A 2615-nucleotide genomic window follows, 5' to 3' on the forward strand; every position below is an offset into this window, starting at 1 on the left:
CCCTTAACTGTTCCGCTAGGCGATCGGCTCGTTGTCGTTCCTGTTCGGCTCGTTGTCGTTCCTGTTCAGTAGATTCCTGGGAAGTTAACAACAAGTTACCTTCCCCATCCCACCAGCGAAGCCAGGGAAAGGATTGATTTTGGTATTCCCCCTGCCAAATTCCTAACTCTACCTTTAAAGGAACAATGGGATAATGACCGCGCTGATTAGGAGTCATTTTTTGGTAACGACCATTAACTAACTGGTACATCTCGATCTGGGCCTTGTTAACCTCATAAATTCCATAAAAAGGAATTTGAATCGCTCGCTCATAGATCCAAAATTTACCCTTAACAGGCGTTTTATCCCGTTCTTCTTCACCATTGCCAGAGACAAATTCTAAGGCAATAACCGGTTCAATGGTTTCTTTCCACATCACAAAGGAACGGCGAACTTGACCCTCAATCGTTGTAGGGACATGGGGAACATAAAACCAATCGGGAGCAACAGCCCCCTTTTCTAGGGATTCTGGATACTCTGGTAATCGCCAATAAATCCCACAATCTCGACCCAAACAGTAATTACCGTCAGGATGTAATTGCTCTAAAAGGGGTGTAATAGTATCCGTTAAAAGGTCTGCTTGGGGAGGCTCTTGATAGTTTTTCACAAAACTTCCATCTTTATCAGGGAGTTGGGTGTGGTCGGGTAAAGGGGAATCGCAATAAACCGTGGTCGAAGGTTCCTGAATTGTGGTTGAGGGTTGTGCCGTTGGGGTCATTGAACTCATCTTTAATTCCCCTATTTATTGTTATCTAGCTTTTATTCTATAACTGTTCTTGAAAACCTGCAAAAACTATGCCTGATCTCAATGCTATCCCCGGAATGACCGCTCTTCGCTCCCAGACAAAAGGCGATCCACGCATCAAAATCGCCGTTCTTGATGGACCGATTGACTTAGATCGCGCCTGTTTCCAAGGAGCAAATATTACCCGCCTTGATCCCTATTGGTCGCAAGAATCTCTCATCGATCCGCAATACTTACAAGCCTTTTTAGATGTAGAAAAAAGTGGCAAAAGTGAGGAAGAAAAAGAGCATCTGTTCAAAGAAGCAATCCCCGATAAAAACATCCTCCACAGTTTGCATTTGCGCTTCCATGCTAACCATATTATCAGCACCATTTGCGGCCAGCCAGATTCACCAGTAGAAGGGATTGCTCCTAAGGCTACTGTAATTAATATTCCCATCGCCTATAGCAACGAAGATTTTATTAATCCCCTCAATCTTTCCAGGGCAATTAGTACCGCAATTGAACAGGGAGTTAATATTATCCATTGTGCGGCTTGTCACCCAACTCAAAGCGGATTAGCTCACGAATTTATTGATAAAGCAATTCGTCAGGCTCAAGCTAATAATATCCTGGTGATTGCCCCCGGAGGTAATGATAAAGGAGAGTGTTGGTGCGTTCCTGCGGTATTAGAAAATGTCCTGACAGTAGGAGCAATGAAAGATACAGGCGAGCCATTTAAATTTAGTAATTTTGGTGGTAAATATGCAACTCAAGGGATTCTCGCTCCAGGAGAGAATATTTTAGGCGCTCAACCCGGAACCGATGACCCCATCCGCAAAAAAGGCACTAGCTGCGCCGCTCCAATTGTGACAGGAACAGCCGCTTTATTAATGAGTTTGCAATTAGAACAGGGGTTATCTCCCGATGCAGAAGCAGTAAGAGCCGCCTTGACAAATAGTGCCATCCCCTGCGATCCTAATGAAGTAGAAGAACCGGAACGCTGTTTATTAGGAAAAATTAATATTGCGGGTGCTTATGAACTGCTGACGGGAGAGAAATTACAAACTGTTGAAGCGGATAACAATTCGTCGAATAATATCATAGAATCGGCGGTAATTCCGATGACAGTGACAACCTCGGTTATCCCATCTAATACAACCGAGATGGCAACTCAGGGAATAACTATAACCCCCCCAACAGCAGCGACAATAGAACTGGCAATCCCTCCTAGCAATGCTTCAGAAAATGTTTCCTCAACTGGATTAATACAAAATCATCAAACAAATAACAAGATTGTCTTTAATAGTGTCGTTCCTAGTCAACGGTCAAACCTGGTTTATGTGTTAGGAACTTTAGGTTATGATTTCGGCACAGAAGCGCGTCGGGACACCTTTAAACAGTTAATGCCAACCATCACGAACGATAATCTTGAATTACCTCCCAATCCCTACGATGCGCGGCAAATGGTAGATTATTTAGAAAGTAATCTATCAGAAACTAAGTCTTTAATTTGGACAGTTAATTTAGAACTAACTCCCATCTATGCAATTAAACCCGTGGGAGCTTTTGCCGCCGAGATTTATCAAGTCATGCAATATATGTTAGCAGGCCAAATATTGCCAGAAGCTGACGAAGATTATGTGGAAAGGGTGAGTATCCCCGGTATGCTGACCGAGGAAACCGTGAGACTTTTTTCGGGTCAAATTGTTCCCGTCATCAAGGTTAATAGTCCCCGGGGAATGTATGGCTGGAAAGTTAATACTTTGATTGAATCAGCGCTAGAAACTGTTAGCGCAGAACATGAAATCGCCGATGAAGCGAGGATGCGTCGTTCTCTGACCAGTTTCTT

The 2615-nt window shown here is 43.6% G+C and carries 2 protein-coding genes; one reads left to right on the forward strand and one right to left on the reverse strand.

The window, feature by feature from the left end:
* Positions 1 to 766 (reverse strand): Uma2 family endonuclease (locus MICAI_RS15650; protein ID WP_039900280.1); only part of this gene is annotated, 766 nt, incomplete at its 3' end.
* Between the two features lie 68 nt (positions 767 to 834).
* Between MICAI_RS15650 and MICAI_RS15655 the strand changes: the two genes are divergently transcribed.
* Positions 835 to 2615 (forward strand): PatA/PatG family cyanobactin maturation protease (locus MICAI_RS15655; protein WP_039900279.1); only part of this gene is annotated, 1781 nt, incomplete at its 3' end.

It is taken from the genome of Microcystis sp. T1-4, from assembly GCF_000297435.1.
In the GTDB taxonomy this organism is placed as follows: Bacteria; Cyanobacteriota; Cyanobacteriia; order Cyanobacteriales; family Microcystaceae; genus Microcystis.